This window comes from Microbacterium maritypicum MF109 (assembly GCF_000455825.1).
Taxonomy (GTDB): domain Bacteria; phylum Actinomycetota; class Actinomycetes; order Actinomycetales; family Microbacteriaceae; genus Microbacterium; species Microbacterium maritypicum_A.
Genome location: NZ_ATAO01000206.1, coordinates 369,341 through 389,787 on the forward strand (window position 1 = coordinate 369,341; position 20,447 = coordinate 389,787).

The following is a 20,447-nucleotide window of genomic DNA, read 5'->3' on the forward strand; positions in this document are numbered from 1 at the left end:
TGGGGGCCGGGGCGCGGAGCATCATGCTGAGAGCGAACACGCGCCACGAGGGCGCGCGACCATGCTGCGACAGAGATCCTAGGATGGAGGCATGACGCTTCCCGTGCTCTCGCACACCACCGCTCAGTTCCCCGGAAGCGCTGCAGATGCCGCAGTGCTCGTCGTCGCCGCTCTCCCTGATTCGGCGGATTCACTGGCCGGTTATCCCGGCCTCGCCGATGCGTTGGCCGGTATCGGCTTCACCGGCTCCGCTGGATCGTTCGTACGCGTGTACGCCCCGGAGGTGACGTCGTTGCCGCTGGCCGTCGTCGGCGTCGGCAACGCGCCCGATCCCGCTGCGGTGCGCAATGCGACCGGGACAGCGCTGCGCACCCTCGCCGGTTTCGAGCACGTCGCCATCGCCCTCGCCGACGGCCTGGAGTCCTTCGCCGTGCCGGCAGCAGAAGGCGCCGTGCTCGGCGGACACAAATTCGACGGGTACCGCACGGAGAAGGGCAAGGCTCGCGCCACCACGATCACCCTGCACGCCGCCCTCGACGACGAGGACGCCGAGCATGCTCAGGTCCTCGGCGACGCCGTCGCCCTCGTCAAGGACCTCGTGAACGTTCCCGCCGAGTGGCAGAGCCCTGCCCAGCTCGCCCAGAGCGCTGCCGACAGCGTCGCCGACCTCGACGTCACGGTCGAGATCCTCGACGAGAAAGACCTCGCCGATCAGGGCTTCGGGGGCATCCTCGGCGTGGGGCAGGGCTCCGACCGCCCCCCGCGCCTGGTCCGCCTCGACTACTCCCCCGCCGACGCATCGCGACACATCGCGCTGGTCGGCAAGGGCATCACCTTCGACACCGGCGGGCTGTCGCTGAAGCCCGCCGCATCGATGGTCGGCATGAAGTTCGACATGGCCGGAGCAGCGACATCTCTCGCCGCGATCCGCGCGATCGCGACTCTCGGGCTCCCTGTCCACGTGACGGCCTGGCTCTGCATCACCGACAACATGCCCTCGGGCCGCGCTCTGCGCCCCGGCGACGTCATCCGCATCCTCGACGGCACCACGGTGGAGGTGCAGAACACCGACGCTGAGGGCCGCCTCGTCCTGGCGGACGGTCTGGTCGCCGCGAGCCGAGAGAATCCCGACGTCATCATCGACGTGGCGACCCTCACGGGTGCCATCGTCGCCGCGCTCGGCCACCGGCACACCGGTGTCTTCGGCGACGTCGAGACGGTCTCCGCGTTCATCTCCGCGACCGCACAGGTCGACGAACCGGCCTGGCACATGCCGCTGCCGGAGTACATGGAGGAGTCGCTCGAGTCCCCCATCGCCGATCTCCAGAACGCCAACATGGGCGACCGGATGGGCGGTGCCTCCTATGCCGGCCTGTTCCTGCGCCGGTTCGTCGGGCGCACGTCGGAGGCCCAGGACGCCCCGCGCATCCCCTGGGTGCACCTCGACATCGCGGGCTCCGGCGAACACGCCGGCGCCCCGTACGGCTTCACCGAGAAGGGCCCCACAGGGGCGATGGTCCGATCGATCGTCGCCTTCGCCGAAGCATCCCACACGGAGGCATGACATATGACAACCCACACCTTCGACATCGTCGTCCTGGGCGGCGGAAGCGGCGGCTATGCCGCTGCATTGCGCGCGAGTGAGCTCGGCAAGTCCGTCGCATTGATCGAGAAGGACAAGGTCGGCGGCACCTGCCTGCACCGCGGCTGCATCCCGACCAAGGCACTCCTGCATGCGGCCGAGGTCGCCGAGCATGTGCGCGATGCCGCGTCTGTCGGTGTGACGGCGTCCCTGGAAGGCATCGACCCCGTCGGCGTCCGCACGTATCGCGAGGGCATCGTCGCCAAGAAGTTCAAGGGTCTCGAAGGTCTCGTCAAAGCTCGCGGCATCACCACCGTCACCGGGCTCGGTCGACTGAATCCAGACCGCAGCATCAGCGTCGGCGATGACATCTACGTCGGTGCAGACGTCGTGCTCGCGACCGGTTCGTACAGCCGATCGCTCCCCGGCCTCGAGATCGGCGGACGGATCCTTACCAGCGAGCAGGCGCTCGCTCTGGATGTCGTCCCCGACCGCGTCCTGATCCTCGGCGGTGGTGTCATCGGCGTCGAGTTCGCGAGCGTCTGGCGCTCCTTCGGCTCCGAGGTCACCATCATCGAAGCGCTGCCGCACCTCGTCCCGAACGAGGACATCGCGCTCAGCAAGGGCCTGGAGAGGGCATTCCGCCGCCGTGGTATCCAGTACTCCCTCGGGACCCGCTTCCAGACGGCCACGCAGGACGACTCGTCCGTCACGGTCACGCTCGAGGACGGCAAGGAGTTCACGGCCGACTACCTGCTCGTCGCCGTCGGACGCGGGCCGGCGACGGCCGACCTCGGCTTCGCAGAGGCCGGTGTCACTCTGGACCGCGGCTTCGTGATCGTCGACGAAGACCTGCGCACCGGGGTCCCGGGGCTCTGGGCCGTCGGCGACATCGTCCCCGGCCTCCAGCTCGCGCACCGCGGATTCCAGCAGGGCATCGCCGTCGCCGAACGGATCGCCGGCCTCTCCCCCGTCAACGTTCCCGATCTGCAGATCCCCAAGGTCACCTATTCCAGCCCCGAGGTCGCGTCGGTCGGAGTGACCGAGGAAGCCGCCGCTGCGGAACACGGCGCGGACGCGATCGTCGCCTACGAGTACAACCTCGCCGGGAACGGCAAGAGCGAGATCATCGGAACGGGTGGTCTCGTGAAGGTCGTCCGCCTCAAAGACGGCCCCGTCATCGGTGTGCACCTGCTCGGCGACCGTGTCGGCGAGCTCATCACCGAGGGGCAGCTCGCCGTCGCCTGGGAGGCGCACCCGGAGGACATCGCTCCTCTGATCCACGCACACCCGACCCAGAGCGAGGCACTCGGCGAGGCCTTCCTCGCCCTGGCCGGCAAGCCCCTGCACGCCCTCTGAGCACCAACCGGTGCCCGAGTCACTAAGCTAGACAAGCGTCATACAACTTCCTGAAGGAGACTCAGTCATGAGCACATCCGTCGTCCTCCCCGCTCTCGGCGAGAGCGTCACAGAGGGTACGGTCACCCGCTGGCTCAAGCAGGTGGGAGACACCGTGCAGGCGGACGAGGGCCTGCTCGAGATCTCGACCGACAAGGTCGACACCGAGATCCCCTCCCCCGTCAGCGGCGTGATCGAGGAGATCCTCGTGGCCGAGGACGAGACCGTCGAGGTCGGCGCGCTCCTCGCGCGCATCGGCGATGGCAGCGCCGCGGCTCCGGCCGCAGATGCTCCCGCCGCCGCCGCACCCGCTGCGGAAGAAGCGCCAGCCGAGGCATCTCCCGCTGCCGAAGAGACCCCGGCTGCAGAGGCTCCGACCCCCGCCGCAGAAGCACCGGCGCCCGCCGCTGAGTCCGCACCCGCCGCACCCGCCGGCGATGCGACAGACATCGTGCTTCCCGAACTGGGCGAGAGCGTCACCGAGGGAACCGTCACCCGCTGGCTGAAGCAGGTCGGCGACACCATCGCCGTCGACGAGGCCCTTCTGGAGATCTCCACCGACAAGGTCGACACCGAGATCCCGTCGCCGGTCGCCGGCGTACTGCAGGAGATCGTGGCCGGCGAGGACGAGACCGTCGCCGTCGGCGCTGTGCTCGCACGTGTCGGTTCCGGAGCAGCGCCCGCTTCCGAGGCACCTGCTGCTCCGGCACCCGCTGCTGCTCCGGCACCTGCCGCTGCACCCGCCGCTGCTGCTCCGGCGCCTGCCGCTGCTTCGGCGCCTGCCGCTGCACCGGCCCCTGCCGCTGCTCCTGCTCCGGCGCCTGCCGCCGCTCAGCCCGCATCGAAGCTCGCGCTCCCCACCGAGAGCGACAACCTCTATGTAACCCCGCTCGTACGCCGACTGGCGTCGCAGCAGGGCGTGGATCTGGCTTCCGTCACCGGAACCGGTGTGGGCGGTCGCATCCGCAAGGAAGACGTGCTGAAGGCTGCGGAGACCGCGAAGTCGGCACCCGCTGCGGCAGCGGCGGCCCCTGCTCCGCTCGAGGTCTCGCCTCTTCGTGGGACGACCCAGCCGATGTCGCGTCTGCGCAAGGTCCTCGCCAAGCGCGCTGTCGAGTCGATGCAGCAGACGGCACAGCTGACCACGGTCGTCGAGGTCGATGTCACGGCCCTCGCCGACTACCGCGACAGCGTGAAGGCGTCGTTCCTCGAGAAGACGGGCGACAAGCTCTCCTTCCTGCCGTTCTTCGCTCTCGCCACGGCCGAGGCCCTGCAGGCGTTCCCGATCGTCAACGCGACGGTCGACGGTGAGAACATTGTCTACCCGGCCAGCGAGAACGTCTCGATCGCGGTCGACACCGAGCGGGGCCTGCTGACGCCGGTACTGCGTGACGCGGCGTCGAAGAACATCGCCCAGATCGCCCACGAGATCGCCGATCTTGCGGCACGGACCCGCGACAACAAGCTGAAGCCCGACGAGCTGGCCGGTGGAACGTTCACGCTGACCAACACCGGTTCGCGTGGTGCCCTGTTCGACACGCCGGTCGTGTTCTTGCCGCAGTCGGCGATCCTGGGCACCGGAACGGTCGTCAAGCGTCCGGGTCTCGTGAAGGTCGGAGGCACCGACGCGATCGCTGTCCGGTCGTACGTGTACCTCGCTCTCTCCTATGACCACCGCATCATCGACGGTGCAGACGCCGCCCGCTTCCTGGGCGCCGTGAAGGCGCGACTCGAGTCGGCACAGTTCGCCGCTCAGCTCGGCGCCTGACGGGCGAAGAGTCATCCTGGCTGGTCCGCGACGTCGTAGACGTCGCGGACCAGCCATTTCTCTCCTGTGCGGATGAGCACGACGATCGTCTGATCCGAACTCTCGTCTTCCTCCCCGCCCTCTTCCCCCTCCGCGCCTCCCTCCCGACCTGCCGATGCGAGGCGCACCACCGCGACGTCGCCGTATTCATCCACCAGTTCCGCGGCCGAGGGCGGCAGCCCGTCGAGGGCCTTCATCACTCGCGCGGCGTCGCCGGACACCGCGTCTGCGCACGAGGTGTCTCCCGCGGCCCGACAATCCGCGATCGCGCGGAGGAGCGATGAGGCTGCCGCCACGGGATCGATGCCCGCGGCGGACTCCTCGGGCTCTGAGTCCTCAGGGTCGGAGTCCTCGCTCTCTTCCGGGGCACCGATCACGGAAGGCGAGGCCGCCGGAGACGCATCGTCGGGCGACGACGATGCCCGCGCCTGACCACTGCCACCAGACAGGTCAGCGCCCTTACCCGACGCTTCTCCCTCCGGCAGCAGCAGTCCGCCGGCAAGCACAAGCGCCGCAGCCGCGCCCGCGACGAGCAGGGAACGTCGACGCAGCTTCCCGGTCTCAGCGGATCGCCCACGGCGTACGCTCTGGCGACCGGTTCGCGAAGCCTGCGTTCCTCTCATGCGATCCACACGCGCAAGAACCTCGCCGATCGATGAGCGCATCGCATCGCCGATCGCCTCCCGCGCGCGGCTTCCGCGACGCGACCCCCTACTCGGAGTCCGGTCCGCGCGCAGACGTCGCCCCCCTTCGTGAAGGCCAGAGACGTGCGGAACGACGGCACGGGCGACGTCCCGCGCTCGTTCCGCAGCATGGATCTCGCGTTCGAGCGGCTGCGGCGCGGCGACGTCGAGCATCGACTGCTCCCACGCCTCGGTGAGCCTGCGGGGCAGACGCGGCTGGGCGATGACCTTCCGCAGGGCCTCCTCGATCGCACCGGTCGCGCGTCTGAGCACTTTGTCCGAACTGCGCTCCGCCAGCTGTTCCAGGATCTCCACGGTCCCCGCCCTCGCGTCCGTGCCGTCCCCCAGCACGAACACCGGTCGCCCGCCATCCGTCAGCCACCATGCCCCGGTGCGCATGCCGTCGATGCCCTCTCCCAACTCGTCGAGTCCCCGCAGGAGACTGACGACGAGAGTGGTGGTTTCGCCCGGCGTGATGCCCCCTCCTCCCACCGAACGGCGGCCCAGGAAGCTGCTCACACGCTCCGTGCACCACGAAAGCAACACGTCGTGCCCTCCCTGGCGCCGGACGACATCGATCGGCGCAGCGATGTGTTCGGCGCCGGAGAAACCCCATCCCACCCACCCGCCGAGCGCCGCCGCGTCTACTCTCACGGCGACGCCGTCCCCGTTCGTGACGAGAGTGCCGGGGAAGGGCCCCTCCGTCGCATCGAGCGTTCTCACCACGCGATGCGCGCCCGGTACGAGCGGCCCGCCCCGGCCGTCGTCGATCGCGATGTCTTCCATTGCTCCATCACAGCGCAGACCTCAGCCCGATCCCGGTGCCCGGGGATGATCGCGACGGATTCCGCCGAATCCTCTGATGTGCAGGAGTGGTGGCGCCGGTCCCCTCCGCTTCGCGCGAACGCCGACATCAGGAGGCTCCGGGACTCGGTAGGCTGGTCCTCATGGCAAAGCGTGCTCCTGAACCCGAAAAGCGTCCTGGGTTCTTCTCCCAGATCAAGTCCCTCTTCCGGTTCACACGTGAGGCATACTCCTGGTTGCCGTGGGCGCAGGCTGCCATCCTCATCGGCGGCGTGCTGCTCGGCCTCGTCGCCGGCTATCTCATCCCGCCCTTCCAGATCTGGACGCTCGTCCTCTGGGGGATCACCGGTCTCATGCTCGGCATCCTCGGTGCCCTGTTCCTGATGACGCGCCTCTCGACCTCCGCCATGTACAGCAAGATCGACGGCATGCCCGGCGCCACCGGACACGTGCTCAGCACGAGCCTCGGGCGCAGCTGGCAGGCATCCGAGACTCCCGTCGGCATCAACCCGAAGACCCAGGAGGCTGTGTACCGCACCATCGGGCGCGGAGGCATCGTCATCGTCGGTGAAGGTGCACGCGGCCGATTGACGCGTCTCGTCAACGAGGAGCGCAGCAAGGCACAGCGTGTCGCGCACGGCGTCCCGGTCACCGTCCTCTACGTCGGTCACGGCGACGACGAGGTGGCGATCGCCGATCTCTCGAAGACGATCAAGAAGCTCCCGAAGGCGATCGACAAGGCCACGATGGCCGCCGTCATCCGCCGCGTGGACTCCGTCTCCCAGTCGCTGTCATCGCTGCCGATCCCGAAGGGCATCGACCCGACCAAGGTGCGCTCCCAGCGTCCTCGTTGACTCTCCGCACCTCAGAAGCACCGAGCGCGGCCATCCTCCTGCGAGGGTGGCCGCGCTCTCTTTCACTCGGAGAGAGGCTGTCGCGGCAGCCTGCGGACTTTGGCGCGCCGACGACGACGCTCAGGAACCATGGAGCGCATCTCGTCGAGCTTGCCGAAGCAGAACAGCCGGTCATCGGCTTCCAGGACGACGTGCTTGCGCGGGTTGGGAATGACACTGACTCCTCGGTGCAGCGTGAGGACCGTGATGTCGCGTTCCCAGAGCCCGGCCTCCCCCAGGGTCTTCCCGACGAGGTCGACCGCGCCGTGGACCATCAGCTCGGCGACGCCATAGCCCGTCGAGACGGTGAGACGCTGACGCACGTCGATCTCGGGGAAGGCGACCTGACCGGCGATGTAGTCGATGATGGCGCCGGCGACGTCGAGCTTGGTGGCCGTCTCGATGCCCTGCAGCCCGGGTGAGGAGTTGACCTCCATGACGAGCGGGCCGTCGTCCCCCTCGAGCATGTCGACACCGGCCACACGCAGGCCCATGATCTGGGCCGAGCGCACGGCCGCACGCTCATAGACCGGATCGAGCTCGATGGCCTCGACCGATCCGCCACGGTGCACGTTGGATCGGAACTCGTCACCGGCCGCCGATCGTCGCATCGCCGCGACGACACGGTCACCGACGACCAGCGCCCGGATGTCGCGACCGCGGCTCTCCGAGATGAACTTCTGGATGAGCACGTTCTGCTTGGTGGAGTGCAGGGTCTCGATGATGGCCTCGGCGACCTTCACCTGAGGGGCGAGGATGACCCCGATCCCCTGTGTGCCTTCCAGGAGCTTGATCACGACCGGAGCCCCGCCCACGCGTTCGATCGCCGGACGGACGTCGGCGCGGTTGCGCACGAACGCGGTCGGCGGCATCGCGATGTTGTGGCGCGAGAGGATCTGGTTCGCTCGCAGCTTGTCACGTGCGCTCGAGATCCCGTTCGCCGTGTTCGGCGTGTAGACGTCCATCTGCTCGAACTGGCGCACGACGGCCGTGCCGAAGTACGTGATCGAGTTCCCGATGCGCGGGAGGATCGCGTCGTAGTCGCTGAGCTGGCGACCCCGGTAATGCAGGTCCGGTTCCTCGGCGGTGAGATCGATCGCGAAGCGCAGAGTGTTGAGCACCTTGACGTTGTGTCCGCGTTGAAGCGCGGCTGCACGCAGCCGCTGGGTGGAGTACGCCTGCGGCGCGCGGGAGAGCACTGCGATCTTCACGGGGGATTTTTCCTGCCAGGATGTATCAGGTGAGTAGGACTACCCCCCATTCAAACACCCTTACGGGGTGGCGAGAATGGGTGAGCCTGCCCGATCTCGGAGTGGACTGGCTGAAGGCCAAGATCGACACGGGTGCGCGCACGTCGTCTCTGCATGCTTTCGACATCGTGGAGTTCGAACAGGACGAACAGCCGTGGGTGCGGTTCAAAGTCAAGCCCTGGCAGGACAGCCAGGAGGACGCGGTCGTCGTCGAATGCCCGATCCATGATCGTCGTGCGGTGCGGAGCTCGTCCGGGCACGCCCAGGAACGCCTCGTGGTCGAGCTGCTGATCCGGCTGGTGGACCGCGAGGTGCTGGCTGAGGTCACCCTGAGCAACCGCGACGAGATGGGCTTCCGGATGCTCATCGGCCGGGAGGCGCTGCGCCGCGGCTACGTGGTCGACCCCGCCCGCTCGTTCCTCGGCGGACGAGCCCCGCGCGAAGCACGTCGACGCAACCGCGGGCGAGACTGACGGCAGCCCGCCGCAGGTCAGGTGCGGATCAGAACCGTGCCGACGGCCTTGTCGTGGAGACCGCGCTGATCGGCATCCCAGATCACCGCAGGCACGACGACCACGAGCAGAAGCGTGCGGACGATCGGCCGCCACAGACCGACCCAGCTCCCGTCCATGCGAGCAAGACGCATGCCGAGGATACGGTGTCCCGGGCTGCCGCCGGCGGTCGGGATGAAGACGATCTGCAACACGGCGAACACCAGCATCGGAGCGAACTGGCTCAGGCCGGCTTCCGTCGGCAGTGCGAACTGGTTGAATCCGAGGAATCCGGTCGCGATGATCGTCGCCGCGGTGTAGTCGATCAGGAGCGCTCCGATACGGCGTCCGGGACGGGCGATGCTCCCGGAGCCGGATTCGGGGAGTCCGAGTCGTTCACCGGGGTACGTGTTCACAGCATCCGTCACTCCCCCAGCCTACCGAGCGCGAAATGCCGCTCTGACGCCCTCGCGCCTGTAACACGCCCGAAACAAAGCGGATACCGTAGAGAAATCCCCCGTCCGTACTCTGCAGAGTGGCCGTGAAGCCATCGATCCGCATTACAGGAGTCGTACATGTTCAAAGATTCGTCCGAGGTACTGAGCTACATCAAGGAGAACGACGTCAAGTTCCTTGACATCCGTTTCACCGATCTCCCGGGTGTTCAGCAGCACTTCAACATTCCTGCATCGACGGTCGACGAGGCTTTCTTCACCGACGGCCAGCTGTTCGACGGCTCGTCGATCCGCGGCTTCGCGAGCATCCACGAGTCCGACATGCAGCTCATCCCCGACGTCACGACGGCGTACGTCGACCCGTTCCGCGAGGCGAGCACGCTCGTCATGCTGTTCGACATCTACAACCCGCGCACCGGCGAGATCTACTCGAAGGACCCGCGTCAGGTCGCCAAGAAGGCCGAGAAGTACCTGACCTCGACCGGCATCGCCGACACCGCCTTCTTCGCCCCCGAGGCCGAGTTCTACATCTTCGACGACGTCCGCTACAACGTCACGTCCAACTCCAGCTTCTACAGCGTCGACTCGGAAGAGGGCGCCTGGAACACCGGTCGCGAGGAAGAGGGCGGAAACCTCGGCAACAAGACCCCGTACAAGGGTGGGTACTTCCCGGTCAGCCCGGTCGACAAGACAGCCGACCTGCGTGATGACATCACCCTCAAGCTGATCGACGCCGGGTTCATCCTCGAGCGCTCGCACCACGAGGTCGGCACCGGCGGCCAGCAGGAGATCAACTACCGCTTCGACACGATGGTGCACGCGGCGGACGACATCCTCAAGTTCAAGTACATCGTCAAGAACACCGCCGAGGAGTGGGGCAAGGTCGCGACCTTCATGCCCAAGCCCCTCTACGGTGACAACGGCTCGGGCATGCACACCCACCAGTCGCTGTGGAGCGACGGCAAGCCGCTGTTCTACGACGAGGCCGGCTACGGTCAGCTCAGCGACATCGCGCGCTGGTACATCGGTGGCATCCTGGCGCACGCGCCGGCCCTGCTCGCCTTCACCAACCCGACCCTGAACAGCTACCACCGCCTGGTCAAGGGCTTCGAGGCTCCGGTGAACCTGGTCTACTCGGCCGGAAACCGCTCCGCCGCGATCCGCATCCCGATCACGGGCTCGAACCCCAAGGCAAAGCGCATCGAGTTCCGTGCCCCCGACGCCTCCGGCAACCCGTACCTCGCCTTCGCCGCGCAGCTGATGGCAGGACTCGACGGCATCAAGAACCGCATCGAGCCGCACGAGCCGGTCGACAAGGACCTCTACGAGCTTCCGCCCGAGGAGGCCAAGGACATCCCGCAGGTTCCGAACTCCCTGCTCGACTCGCTCGACGCGCTGGCGGCCGACCACCAGTTCCTCCTCGAGGGCGGCGTGTTCACCAAGGAGCTCATCGAGACCTGGATCTCCTACAAGTACGAGAACGAGATCCTGCCGATGGCGCAGCGTCCGCACCCGTTCGAGTACGAGCTGTACTTCGGCGTCTGACGACAGCGGAGCATCACGAAGAGCCCGTCCCCGCTTCTGCGGGGACGGGCTCTTCTGCGGTGGGGGTGGCGGCGCGGGGCCTCACTCAGATCGCTTCGGGCCGGGGCGCGACCCAGGTGCCGTCGAGCACGCACAGGCGCGGTCGGTAGAGGCGCAGTGTGTAGTTCCACCCCGGCATGACGACCAGCGCGTTCGTGAGGCCGGCAGGGTGCGCACCGAAGTGGATGGTGATCCCGCCGTCGTCGTCCGCGGTCGCCGTCAGGCTGTTGATACTGTTCACCCCGAGCTCGTTCTCCTCGAAATAGCCGGCGGCGTTGTAGAGCGAGACGGACCAGAAGGCGTCGACAGGAACGTCCGTCAAACGCAGACGATAGTCCCCGACCGGCAGGCCCTCGTCAACGCTGATGTAGGTCGCCTCGTACTCGGGCAGACCACCCCATCCGCCGGCGACGCCCAGCAGGTGCATGACGGGATCCACTTCCTCCCTCGTGCCGAACGCACGATCGTAGGTCGAGACGCCGCGCCCGAGAGTGAGCAGAGCATCACGGGTCTCCGACTGCGACGGCTCGTCGTACTCAGGGAGCGGGAACTCCCCCGATCCGCCGCCCACGAGACGAAGTGCGTCCTGGAGGTGATTCACCTCGGCGATGTCTTCGGCGTCGTTCGGGTCGACGAGGATGCGGACCAGGACCGCCGCGTAGTCGGTTCCGACGGCTGCGCGTGTGAGCGCATGGTCGCCGGGCTCGCGTAACAGGAACGGCGCGTAGTGATCCTGATTCACGACGAAGGCGGAGACGTAACGACCGCCCGTGTCGGGCAGCGTGAGCGTGACTCCTTCGCGCACATCGATGACGGCACTGCTGTAGAGAGTGTCCCGGTTCTGCCGGATGATGGGCTGATCGTCGAGCGACTTCAGCCCTCGCGTGTGATTCCAGGTCCCGAGCGTGCTCCCGGCGGCGAGCCGGGAGAACATCAAGTCGGACTCGGCACGAGCGAAGTTGCGGACGTTCACCTTCGTGGCTGACATGTCGTTCCTTTCTCTCGCGGCACAGACTCACCGCGAAGCATGGGTCGGGGTCGGATGCCCGGCCGTGACACGGTCCGGCAGCGCGGACCTCGTTGCGATTCTGTTCGCCCGATCGCTCTCCGGACGCACGCGTCATCCTCATCGGATGAGATCTGCCTGCCCACCAACATCACGGATTCCCACGCCGATATCGTTGTCCCGTGATCGATGCCGTCCGCGAGGCCCTGTCTCCCAGCGATCCGGCACTCGCCCGCGCGGCGCTGCGCCGGAACTGGCTCCGTCTCATCCTCGAATCCCGCACCCGCGAACTCGAACAGCTCTGCCTCGCCCACCCCGAGCCGCACGACCCGCACGTCCTCCTCATCCGTGCCTGCTGCCGCGACCTCCTCGGCGATTCCCACGGTGCCACGTTCCTTCGCGGCCAAGGAATGCGCATCGCTGACGATGACTTCGTAGTCTGCTTCACCGAGCTCCTCCTCGCTGCCGACACCCTGACGAAGGCCACGGTCGCCGATCGCGCTCGAGAAGCTCTGACCGAGTGCGGGCCCGACGACGACTATCCCTCGGCGCTCTTCCTCCTCGGCTGGACGGAAGTGCGCCTCCGTCGCGACCTCTCCGGTGCCATCGGCCTCCTGCGCTCAGCCTCAGACGAAGCCCGCTTGCGCGGCCGACCGGAGACCTACCGCCTGGCCCAGTCCAATCTCGCCTTCGCCTTGACCCACGCCGGTCTCTTCACCGCTGCCGAGCAGACGCTCGATGCGCTTCCCGTCTCGCGCGAGCCGTCGGACTGGGACATCTTCGAGGGCGGGCTCCCCCAGGCGAACCGCGGCACCATCGCATACTGGCGAGGCGACTACGACGAAGCGATCGCCCACCTCGAACAAGCAGTGGACGACGGCGCTCCCGGCAACAACTTCGAAGCCCTCGCTCGGCTGTACCTGGTCATGAGCATCATCGCGCTCAGGCGCGAAGACCGATACTTCGCCGCGGCCGGCCTGCTCCACGGGGTGAGCAAGGACGATAAGCACGGCATCCCCTGGGACACGCTGCGACGCGTGATCTCCGCACTGCTCGCGCACGCCGAGGGACACGACGACCGCGCTCGAACCATCGCGGCGCCGGCACTCGCCCGCCCCGGTGCCGCCGTCGCCCACGCGGTGCTCGCGGAGCTCTATCGTGTCCTCGAAGAACCCGCGTCGGCTGCGCAGGCGCTGCGGCTGGCGATATCGGGCGCGCTGCCACGCTACGCGCGGGCGAGCACGCTCGTCACTGCAGCGGCCCTGCGCTCCACCGCAGGGCATGGAGCGGACGCGCACGAACAGCTCGACAGAGCCCTCGAATCCGCAGCCCCCGAGCGGATCCTCACTCCATTCCTCTCGGATGATCCGCTCATCGGCGATCTCCTGATCGCCCATGCCCACCGCGGATCCCGCCACGATGAGTTCCTCGGAACGATTCTCGAACGACGGGGAGAGCTGGCCCGACGACGGACGGGCGTCCTCACCCCGCGCGAGAGCGAAGTCCTCGCATACCTGCGCACGACGATGACCGCCGAAGAGATCTCCACGCGTCTGGGGGTCGCCTATCCCACCGTCAAGACCCACATCCGCTCCATCTATCGCAAGCTCGGCGTGACCTCGCGACGGGGGGCCGTCCTCACCGCCGACGCGAGGTGAGGAATCAGACGTCGCCACGCCGCGCCACCGGCTTGACCGCGCGGGATCCAGGGTGATCAACTGGTGAGTCTGACCATCGACCGGGGGAATCATGCGCCGTAGAAGAGTGACCGCGAACACCGAGCTGCGCGCGTCGGCAGAGCCGCGTTCATCGCAGCCGTCGAATGCGGTCGCCGCATACGCCAGGACCAACCCGTTCATGTTCGGCCTGCTGGGCGCCCTCGGAGTCCTCGTGGCGCTGGGGATCGGCAGCATCGTCGGGCAGCTCGCGACCGTGCTCGTCTACATCGGCGTCGCCGTGTTCCTCGCACTCGGGCTCGATCCGATCGTCACCTTCATCGAGAAGAAGCTCCCCCGCCCCGCGGCCGTCACCATCGTGGTCGCCGCGGTCATCCTGGCGTTCGCCGGCGTCATCCTCGCGATCGTCCCGCTGCTCGTCGAGCAGATCAGCAACCTGATCAAAGACGGACCGCAGATGATCAAGGACTTCATGGCCAGCGACTGGTTCAAGGACGTCAGCGGTCAGTTCGGCTCGACGATCGACGACGCCGTGCAGGGCATCCTCGGCTTCGTGCAGGACCCCAACAACTTCCTCGACATCGGGGGTGGTGTGTTCGCCGTGGGCGCGGGTATCGCCGGCGGCTTCACCGGGATCACGATCGTCCTGATCCTGACGCTGTACTTCATGGCGTCCCTGCGCAGCATGAAGCACGTGGCCGCCCGCTTCGTGCCCGCCTACCAGCGCGACACCTTCAGCGGCCTCCTCGAAGACGTCTCCGGCGCCGTGGGCCGCTACGTCATCGGCCAGGTGAGCCTCGCACTCATCAACGGCATCCTGAGCCTCATCTTCCTCAGCATCATCGGCGCCCCGGTTCCGGCCCTGCTCGCCCTGATCGCCTTCATCGGCTCGATGATCCCGCTGGTCGGCACGCTGACCGCGTCGATCATCAACTCGCTGATCTGCCTGTTCGTCTCTCCGCTGACCGCGCTGATCGCGATCATCTACTACCTCATCTACATGCAGATCGAGGCATACGTGCTGTCGCCGCGCATCATGAGCAAGGCCGTCGCCGTGCCGGGTGCGCTCGTCGTGATCGCCGCGGTGGCCGGCGCCGCGCTGGGCGGCATCCTGGGCGCCCTGGTCGCGATCCCCGTGGCCGCAAGCATCATCATCATCATCCAGAAGGTGACGTTCCCCGCGCAGGACCGCAAGATCGTCCCCCCGCCCGTCACCCGCTGACACGGGGACGGGACGGGGCGTTCGACCTCAGCGGACCAGGAGGGCGCCCGGCTCGACGCGCACGTCGAACGCGGTGACCTCGCCCATCTCCTCCCCGTCGATCTCGAACACGAGGGGCGTCTTCAGCTCGACCGAGATGCTCTCGACCGGAAGGTGGCGGGCGGACTCGGTGCTCACGGCCTCGTCGGTGGCACCGAAGAGACGGCGGATGCCGTTGTCCCAGACGAAGGAACGGAGCGTGTCGAGCCACTGCAGCGCACCGTCCGCGCTGATCATGAGCACGTCGAGCTTGCCGTCGTCGAGCACCGCATCGGGAAGCAGCCGGATGCCGCCCTGCACCATCCCGCAGTTGCCGATGAGCATGGTGTGTCCCCGCACGGCCACGGCCTTCTCCCCGTCGATCGCCAAAGTGATGTCGGTCATCTCGGTGCCGGCGAGTGCGCGGCCCATCGCCTCCACGTAGGCCAGCCAGCCGGCCTTGGACTTGAGGTCGTCGTCGGTCTCCACCAGCATCTGCGCATCGACGCCGAAGCCGACCATCACGGCGAAGGCGTGCTCGGTGCCGTCGTACGAGACCCAGCCGAGGTCGATCCGACGGGGCTCGGCGTCGCGCACGCGCTCCAACGCCGCCTTCACGTTGTTCAGCGGAACCTCGAGGTTGCGCGCAAGCAGGTTGCCGGTCCCCTGCGGCACGATCCCCAGTGCTGTGTCAGACCCCGCCAGGGACTCCGCGACGGCGCGTACAGTGCCATCGCCGCCGACGGCGATCACGATGTCGCGGCCGTCTTCGCGGGCCTCACGAGCCATGCCCCGGCCCGGGTCCTCCGGAGTCGTCTCCCACCAACGGATATCGTACCGAGCGTCGAACACGCCGCTCACGGCGGTCTGCAGGACCTCCTGCTCGACCTTCGAAGGGTTCCAGACGATGCCGATACGTGCGTGGGTCATATCGTCAGCTTGGGACACCTCGCCCGATACCGCAAACTCAGGGCGCGGACTCAGCCGTAGAAGAGCTGCTCGAAGGTCTTCCGTGCGCGTCGGGTGACCCCGAGGTAGTCCTCTTCGAGCTCGGTCGCCGATCGATCGGGGTAGCCCAGGAGCCTGCCGATCGCGTCGAGCTGCCGACGATCCGCCGGCAGGACATCACTGGTCTGCCCCGTGAGCAGGGTGATCGCAGAGCGGAGACGGCTGGACAGGAGCCAGGCTTCGCGAAGGCGCAGCGCGTCTTCCTCGGAGACGAGATCAGCCGCGACGGCAGCCTCGAGGGCACCGAGCGTCGACGTCGTGCGCAACCCGGGAACCGCGTGCGCATGCTGCAGCTGCAGCAGCTGCACCAGCCACTCCACGTCGCTGAGCGAGCCGGGACCGAGTTTCAGGTGACGCCGCGGATCGGCGCCCTGCGGCAGCCGCTCCCCCTCGACCCTGGCCTTGATCCGCTTGATCTCACGTGTGCCCTGCAGATCGACGGACTCCGGATAGCGGATCGTGTCGGCCAGGGCGGTGAACCGCGTGATCAGCTTCGCGCTCCCGGCGACGCCGCGGGCGCGGAGCAGGGCCTGCGCCTCCCAGGACAGCGACCAGCGTCGGTAGTACTCCGTGTACGCCTCGATGGAGCGGACGACGGGCCCGTTGCGTCCCTCCGGTCGGAGGTCGGCATCGAGGTCGAGCGGAAGGCGGTGATCGGTCAGATGCTCCCGCAGGCCCGCCACGATCTGCGTCGCCAGCTTCTGAGCCCGCTGCGGATCGACGCCGTTCGCGTCGTACACGTAGAGGATGTCGGCGTCGGACCCGAAGCCGAGCTCGGCGCCACCGAACCGTCCCATCGCGATGACGGCGAAGTCCAACGCCTCGTCTTCGAGCGGGACCACCTCGCGGATCACCGCGCGCAGGGCGGCTTGGATCGTGGCCTCGGTGATCTCGGTGAGTGCGGTGGCCACCTCTTCGATGGTGAGGACATCGAGGACTGCTCCCATGGCAGTGCGCAGGAGTTCACGCCGTCGCAGCGCCCTGACGGCGCGCAGCGCATCGCCGATGGACTCATGACGCGTCTGTATCGCACGAGCCTCCTCGTCGAGCGCTGCCGCGCCCCGAGGGCGCAGACGCCCCGCGCTGTCCAACCATGCCACGGATTCGGGGATCCACTCCAGGAGCTCCCCGACGTAGCGTGAGGATGACAACAGGCGGGTGAGACTCTCGGCGGCCCCTGAGGAGTCCCGCAGCATCCGCAGGAACCAGGGAGTGTCCCCGAGTCGCTCGCTGATGCGCCGGAATGCGAGGAGCGCATAGTCGGGGTCGCTGCCGTCCGCGAACCACCGCACCATGATGGGCATCAGGTGGCGTTGGATCGTCGCCTTGCGGCTCAGTCCGCTCGTGAGGGCGCCGATGTGCCGGAGAGCTCCCGCCGGGTCACGGAACCCGATCGCCGCCAGGCGGTCGTGCGCCTGGGCTGCGGAGAGCGTGCGCTCCTCCTCCGGCAGCCCGGCGACGGCGCTGAGCAGCGGCCGGTAGAACAGGCGGGTGTGGATCTCGCGCACCTCGCGCCGCACGCTCTCCCAGCGCGCCCACACGCCCTCGCCGCTCTCGGCCAGTCCGGTGCCTCGCGCCAGGATCCGAAGACCGGCAGGAGTGCGCGGCATCAGATGCGTGCGGCTGAGCTCCCTGAGCTGGAGGCGGTGCTCCATGAGCCGCAGCAGACGATAGTCGTCGGCGAACGCGGCTGCATCGACGCGCCCGATGTAGCCGCCCTCGACGAGTGCGTCGAGACTCTCGAGGGTTCCACGCGTGCGCAGCGATTCGTCGGTGAGACCGTGGACCAGCTGCAGCAGCTGCACCGTGAACTCGATGTCTCGCAGACCGCCGGCTCCGAGCTTCAGCTGATACGGCGCATCCTCGGGATCGATGTGCTCCATCACGCGCTCCCGCATGCGCTGCACGCTTTCCACGAAGTCCTGTCGCGCCGCGCTCGACCAGATCTTCGGCTGAACCGCGGCGATGTACTCGGCCCCGAGCTCGGAGTCTCCCGCGATCGGACGGGCCTTGAGCAGCGCCTGGAACTCCCAGCTCTTCGCCCAGCGGTCGTAGTAGGCGAGGTGCGACGCGAGCGAGCGGACCAGTGCACCCTGCTTGCCTTCGGGGCGGAGAGCGGCGTCCACCTCCCACAGCGGCGGCTCCACCTCGATGGCGTCGAGGTTGCGCATGGTCTCGCGCGCGAGTCGCGTGGCGATATCGATCGCCCGCGCCTCCGAGAGGATCTCTTCGTCGCCACTCCCGCCGACGAAGATCACGTCGACGTCGCTGACGTAGTTCAGCTCGCGAGCCCCGGCCTTGCCCATCCCGATGACGGCCAGACGCGTCGCGGCCACTTCCGCACGGCCCATCGATCCCTGCAGTCTGGTCCTGGCGACGGCGAGCGACGCCTCGAGGGCGGCACCCGCGATGTCCGCCAGCGCCGCCGACACGGGTCCGACGATCGACTCCGGGTGAGGATGCGAGAGATCATAGGCGGCGATAGCGGCGAGATGCCGACGATACGCGATTCTGATCGCGACGACCGCATCCTCGTCGCCCGACTGCGCGAAGCCGTCTTCCGCGCCCACCGCAGCCAGCAGGCGCTCCTGCAGCTCCGCCGACGAGGGCAGCCCGACGATCGGCCCTTCCAGGACCGAGAGCTGATCCGGGTGGCGGAAGAAGAACTCGGCGAACCCTTCCGACGCGCCGAACACCCGCCACACCCGCCGACGCGTCTCCTCGTCGAGCAGCAGCCGCCGCAACGGCTCCTCGTCGCGGCGCGCCACCCGCAGGAGTCCGCGCACGGCTGCATCGGGGTCGGCGGCGTCGGCCGCCTCGAGCAGGACCGAGCGCGGCTGATCCAGAATGGCCGCCAGCTCAGCGAGGGAGGCCGCGGCTTCACTCAACTCGGAGAAGCCGAGCCTCGCCAGCGCGGAGAGGGAGACCGAATCGTCAGGACGCGCCATCTGTGCGGATCAGAGCAGTTCGAGATTGCTCTTCAGCTCGAACGGGGTGACCTGACCTCGGTAGGCCTCCCATTCCTTGCGCTTGTTGAGCAGCACGTAGTTGAAGACCTGCTCGCCCAGCGTCTCCGCGACGAGCTCGGATGCCTCCATGTACTCCAGGGCATGGTCGAGACTCGCCGGCAGCGCCTCATAGCCCAGTGCACGCCGCTCGGCGTCGCTCAGCGACCACACGTTGTTCTCGGCCTCGGGCGGGAGATCGTATCCCTCCTCGATGCCTTTGAGCCCCGCTGCGAGCAGGAGTGCGTACGCGAGATACGGGTTCGACGCCGAATCGATGCCCCGGTACTCCACGCGGGACGACTGGCTCTTGTTGGGCTTGTACATCGGCACGCGGACGAGAGCGGAGCGGTTGGCGTGGCCCCAGGTCACGAAGCTCGGCGCCTCGTCGCCGCCCCACAGGCGCTTGTACGAGTTGACGAACTGGTTGGTGACTGCAGAGATCTCGTTCGCATGACGGAGCAGGCCCGCGATGAAGTGCCGCCCTGTCTTCGACAGCTGGTACTTGGCGCCTTCTTCGTAGAAGGCGTTCTGGTCGCCTTCGAACAGCGACATGTGCGTGTGCATCCCGCTGCCGGGCTGGTCGCTGAGGGGCTTCGGCATGAACGTCGCATAGACGCCCTGCTCGATCGCCACCTCCTTGATCACCGTGCGGAAGGTCATGATGTTGTCGGCTGTCGTGAGTGCGTCCGCGTAACGGAGATCGATCTCGTTCTGCCCGGGGCCGCCTTCATGGTGGCTGAACTCCACGGAGATGCCGAGGTCTTCCAGCATCCGCACCGAGCGGCGGCGGAAGTCGTGTGCCGTGCCACCGGGAACATTGTCGAAGTATCCGGCCGAGTCCACGGGCACGGGGCCGTCGGGACCGAACGAGGAGGACTTCAGCAGATAGAACTCGATCTCCGGATGCGTGTAGAACGTGAATCCGGCGTCCGCGGCCTTCGCGAGCGTGCGCTTGAGCACGTGACGCGGGTCGGCGACGGCCGGCTGCCCGTCGGGCGTCGTCAGGTCGCAGAACATGCGCGCGGTCGGGTCGATCTCCCCGCGCCAGGGCAGCGTCTGGAACGTCGTCGGATCGGGCTGCGCGAGCAGATCGGATTCGTAGGTGCGTGTCAGCCCCTCGATCGCCGAACCGTCGAACCCGATGCCCTCCGCGAAGGCGCCCTCGACCTCGGCCGGCGCGATGGCCACCGACTTGAGCGTGCCGATCACGTCCGTGAACCACAGCCGCACGAACTTGACGCCGCGCTCCTCGATGGTCCGGAGGACGAAGTCCCTCTGCTTGTCCATGGCTACTCTGCGCCCTGGCCCTTTGCGTCGCCCTTGACATCCCAGCCCTGCTCGACGGCCTCTTCCTCGGCCCAGGCGCGCGAACGCTCCTTGACGACCTCGGGCGCGCGGCGGGCCTCGGCCTCCGTGTCGAACGGACCGATGCGGTCGATGGAGGGCGAGATCATGCCGAACTCGATCTCGCCGGTCGTGGAGTTGTACCAGTACTTGTGGTCGCCGTCAGACATGTCTGCCCCTTCTTCACGTGATGTCATCGATCCTACTGGCGCGCACCG

16 protein-coding genes are annotated in these 20,447 nt (G+C 67.6%); 8 read left to right on the top strand and 8 right to left on the bottom strand.

All coding sequences use genetic code 11. From position 1 onward, the window contains the following. Positions 1–91: 91 nt before the first annotated feature. The 3 genes from L687_RS36050 to sucB all read left to right on the top strand — a co-directional run bounded on the left by L687_RS36050 (position 92) and on the right by sucB (position 4,748). Positions 92–1,564 (top strand): leucyl aminopeptidase, encoded by a 1,473-nt coding sequence (locus L687_RS36050; RefSeq protein WP_021200695.1) that lies wholly within the window; start codon positions 92–94, stop codon positions 1,562–1,564. 3 nt (positions 1,565–1,567) lie between these two features. Continuing rightward, positions 1,568–2,941, top strand: a complete 1,374-nt coding sequence (lpdA, locus tag L687_RS36055; protein WP_021200696.1) for a dihydrolipoyl dehydrogenase — start codon at positions 1,568–1,570, stop codon at positions 2,939–2,941. Between the two features lie 67 nt (positions 2,942–3,008). After that, complete coding sequence (gene sucB / locus L687_RS36060) at positions 3,009–4,748, top strand: 2-oxoglutarate dehydrogenase, E2 component, dihydrolipoamide succinyltransferase (RefSeq protein WP_021200697.1); 1,740 nt, start codon at positions 3,009–3,011, stop codon at positions 4,746–4,748. A gap of 11 nt (positions 4,749–4,759) precedes the next feature. Here the strand turns inward: sucB and L687_RS36065 are convergent, their stop codons facing one another. Then, entirely contained in the window at positions 4,760–6,256 is a 1,497-nt protein-coding gene (locus tag L687_RS36065; protein ID WP_021200698.1) for a hypothetical protein, read from the bottom strand. A gap of 161 nt (positions 6,257–6,417) precedes the next feature. On the opposite strand from L687_RS36065, the gene L687_RS36070 reads away from it, so the two are divergent. Then, entirely contained in the window at positions 6,418–7,128 is a 711-nt protein-coding gene (locus L687_RS36070; RefSeq protein ID WP_021200699.1) for a DUF4191 domain-containing protein, read from the top strand. Between the two features lie 62 nt (positions 7,129–7,190). On the opposite strand, the gene L687_RS36075 is transcribed toward L687_RS36070, so the two are convergent. Next, entirely contained in the window at positions 7,191–8,378 is a 1,188-nt protein-coding gene (locus tag L687_RS36075) for a RimK family alpha-L-glutamate ligase (RefSeq protein WP_017830470.1), read from the bottom strand. Between the two features lie 20 nt (positions 8,379–8,398). Between L687_RS36075 and L687_RS36080 the strand changes: the two genes are divergently transcribed. After that, on the top strand, positions 8,399–8,890 hold the full coding sequence (locus tag L687_RS36080) for an ATP-dependent zinc protease family protein (protein ID WP_029260308.1): 492 nt from the start codon (positions 8,399–8,401) through the stop codon (positions 8,888–8,890). A 17-nt stretch (positions 8,891–8,907) separates the two neighbouring features. Here the strand turns inward: L687_RS36080 and L687_RS36085 are convergent, their stop codons facing one another. After that, complete coding sequence (locus L687_RS36085) at positions 8,908–9,336, bottom strand: RDD family protein (RefSeq protein ID WP_029260307.1); 429 nt, start codon at positions 9,334–9,336, stop codon at positions 8,908–8,910. A gap of 147 nt (positions 9,337–9,483) precedes the next feature. Here L687_RS36085 and glnA (L687_RS36090) point away from each other — a divergent pair, with 147 nt between their 5' ends. Continuing rightward, positions 9,484–10,908, top strand: coding sequence for a type I glutamate--ammonia ligase (gene glnA / locus L687_RS36090; RefSeq protein ID WP_021200702.1), 1,425 nt, complete (start codon positions 9,484–9,486; stop codon positions 10,906–10,908). 85 nt (positions 10,909–10,993) lie between these two features. Here the strand turns inward: glnA (L687_RS36090) and L687_RS36095 are convergent, their stop codons facing one another. Then, a complete protein-coding gene (locus L687_RS36095; RefSeq protein ID WP_021200703.1) occupies positions 10,994–11,935 on the bottom strand; it encodes a DUF1214 domain-containing protein in 942 nt (313 codons plus the stop codon). Positions 11,936–12,135: 200 nt separating this feature from the next. Here L687_RS36095 and L687_RS41600 point away from each other — a divergent pair, with 200 nt between their 5' ends. Further along, positions 12,136–13,611 (top strand): helix-turn-helix transcriptional regulator, encoded by a 1,476-nt coding sequence (locus tag L687_RS41600; RefSeq protein ID WP_021200704.1) that lies wholly within the window; start codon positions 12,136–12,138, stop codon positions 13,609–13,611. 106 nt (positions 13,612–13,717) lie between these two features. Continuing rightward, entirely contained in the window at positions 13,718–14,851 is a 1,134-nt protein-coding gene (locus L687_RS36105) for an AI-2E family transporter (protein ID WP_021200705.1), read from the top strand. 27 nt (positions 14,852–14,878) lie between these two features. On the opposite strand, the gene L687_RS36110 is transcribed toward L687_RS36105, so the two are convergent. From L687_RS36110 to L687_RS36125, 4 genes are read right to left on the bottom strand one after another with little or no spacing between them, the layout of a single operon-like run. After that, positions 14,879–15,799 carry a diacylglycerol/lipid kinase family protein gene (locus L687_RS36110; protein ID WP_021200706.1) on the bottom strand — a complete coding sequence of 307 codons (921 nt, stop codon included), beginning with the start codon at positions 15,797–15,799 and terminating at the stop codon, positions 14,879–14,881. A gap of 50 nt (positions 15,800–15,849) precedes the next feature. Then, a complete protein-coding gene (locus L687_RS36115; RefSeq protein ID WP_021200707.1) occupies positions 15,850–18,825 on the bottom strand; it encodes a bifunctional [glutamine synthetase] adenylyltransferase/[glutamine synthetase]-adenylyl-L-tyrosine phosphorylase in 2,976 nt (991 codons plus the stop codon). Between the two features lie 9 nt (positions 18,826–18,834). After that, positions 18,835–20,172, bottom strand: coding sequence for a type I glutamate--ammonia ligase (gene glnA, locus L687_RS36120; protein WP_021200708.1), 1,338 nt, complete (start codon positions 20,170–20,172; stop codon positions 18,835–18,837). A gap of 2 nt (positions 20,173–20,174) precedes the next feature. Beyond that, positions 20,175–20,399 carry a hypothetical protein gene (locus L687_RS36125; RefSeq protein WP_021200709.1) on the bottom strand — a complete coding sequence of 75 codons (225 nt, stop codon included), beginning with the start codon at positions 20,397–20,399 and terminating at the stop codon, positions 20,175–20,177. Between the last annotated feature and the right edge of the window lie 48 nt (positions 20,400–20,447).